At 40.9% G+C, this 2,237-nt stretch carries 2 protein-coding genes; both read left to right on the forward strand.

All coding sequences use genetic code 11. The annotated features are described in order from the left end of the window. Window positions 1-117 precede the first annotated feature (117 nt). Entirely contained in the window at window positions 118-657 is a 540-nt protein-coding gene (locus tag PROCOU_RS15740) for a hypothetical protein (RefSeq protein ID WP_036074322.1), read from the forward strand. Between the two features lie 96 nt (window positions 658-753). Continuing rightward, window positions 754-2,237 (forward strand): toxin Cry1Ac domain D-VI-related protein (locus PROCOU_RS15745; protein ID WP_036074324.1); only part of this gene is annotated, 1,484 nt, incomplete at its 3' end.

A 2,237-nucleotide genomic window follows, 5' to 3' on the forward strand; every position in this document is an offset into this window, starting at 1 on the left:
CCGTATTATATTTTTTCGGAGAAGTAGAAGTTATATGTATGTAGTTCAATCATGAAAGAATATATAAAATACCGTAGTAAAGATAATAGAGCATAGAAGAACGGGAGGGAGCGCAGCATGGATTTTTTAGAATTTCATGAATTAGCGGTGCAAGACGATTTGTTTCAAACCTATCTGATACGTCACCTTGATGCGGATGTAAGCTCTGTATGGAAGAAAGAGCGTTACTTCACACGAGAACATAAAGTCGTGTATATCAAATCTGGTGTCTTTGTTTGCGAGGAGAGCTCTCAAATTTGGAAACCAGGAGAATATATTTACGATATGAACAAAACCATTTTTTCATGTGAAGGAGGTGAGGTTGCCGAGTTTGACCGCGAAGACATTATCTGTCTGTTGGATCAGGAAAACCTACTATCTAATTTTTACTTGTTACTAGTGGAACAAATGAGTGGACATCTGAACTTTGCCACATTGCTATTTAAAAGTTCTCCCCAACAAAGAATCCAGCGCTTTTTAAACGAGTTAAATCAATATACAGAGACCCCATTACATGTGGATGATGTAGGCGTCTATCGATTGAGCGACTGGTGTTACTGTTCCACGAATACCGTACGAGCCAAACGAGATCAAATGATGGCGGCAGGGATTAGTTAGGGGGTACAGGCAGAGGCAAGCGTAGGGAGTTTTCTAGGCGTAAGGTTTCAGGAAAATTTATAAAGGGTGGAAATTAAACAATGAGAAAAAAAAGTATTGGCAACAATCACAGCGGCATCTATTGCCACATCAACAGTTATGTCACCAGTCAGTGTATTCGCACAGTCGGTGAAGCAAGCAGAAGGCACGGTGGATGTAGCGGAAGCCGAGGCGTATGATTACAGTAATTTGTTAAAAAACAAGGAATTTAAGATTAACCCCGATAAAACATTGGATCACTGGAAATTAGGTTGGCCTAATAAAAGCAATTCTACACTGTCTCTAACGGGCGAAAATGAACTAATGCATACTTACAAAGATGGCAGTGGGGCTACATTGATAGGTAAATTTAAAAGTATGGAGGAAGGCAGTGGTGGGAGCGGTTTTGTTTATACGGCCACAAGGGATCAAAAAGGTGAAGACCCTTATCATACACGTGAAAATTCTATAAAATTTACACAAAAAGTGGATATGCTTTCTAGCGAATCACTAGTGTTACGCTTTAGTGCCAGAGCATCTCAACCTAACGGAGAAAAGTTAAGCAAGCCCAATAGTGCAAAGATAAAAATGACCTTTTTTGACAATCAGTATGTCTACAATATGATAAATAGTACAGAGTTTCAAGAATACACTACGTATGTAAAATATAATGCAAAAAAGGAACTTGTCTTTGAAGCAATTGCAGGGAATCTCCAGTATGAAGATGTGAAGCTTGAAGTGAAAGATTTAAGACTCGTTTCTATAAAAGAAGAGGAACGAGTAATAGTCGAAGGTATCGCGAGTGTAAACGCGTTATTTAAAGAGGATAATCCCGTGAACACGATAAAAGAAACTATAACTCAAGCAGACATTGATGCAGCACAAGCGAAAGTGGATGCTATCAAAGATAATCCAGCCACAACTGCGGAACTGCAAGCGCACGTGGATAAAGCCCAAGCAGAATTCGATGCGAAAAAAGAAGCTGAAGCAGCGGATAAGGGACAACAAGCTATTGCTGGTTTCTTAGTGAATCAGTTGTATCAAAATAATAATCCAGCAACCGATGCGATCAAAGCGACAACCAATCAAGCAGCCATTGATGAAGCGCAAGCGCAGATTGATAAGCTGTTACCGAGTGCCGTGAAGACGGATTTACAAAATAAACTAAATCGCGCGCAAGAATTGTTGGATGCACAAAAAGCAGTAGATATAGCGGTGAATGAGTTGTTTGAAGGGAATAATCCAGCGAACAAGATAAAAGAAACCGTGACGCAAGCGGACATTGATGCGGCGCAAGCGAAAGTGGATAAAGTCACAGACCCAGCGAAGAAAGCAGAGCTCCAAGCCCATATCGATAAAGCGCAAGCCGAATTCGATGCGAAAAAGGAAGCCGAAGCAGCGGATAAGGAACAACAACTAATTGCTGGTTTCTTAGTGAATCAGTTGTATCAAGATAATAATCCAGCAACCGATGCGATCAAAGCGACAACTACCCAAGCAACGATCGACACAGCGCAAGCGCAAATAGACCTGCTGTTACCAAGCGCCGTGAAGACGGATTT

Source organism: Listeria rocourtiae FSL F6-920 (assembly GCF_000525975.1).
In the GTDB taxonomy this organism is placed as follows: Bacteria; Bacillota; Bacilli; order Lactobacillales; family Listeriaceae; genus Listeria_A; species Listeria_A rocourtiae.

Excerpts from the sequence above, each read along its gene's own strand:
- PROCOU_RS15740 (WP_036074322.1), top strand. The coding sequence starts at position 118 with ATGGATTTTTTAGAATTTCATGAATTAGCGGTGCAAGACGATTTGTTT.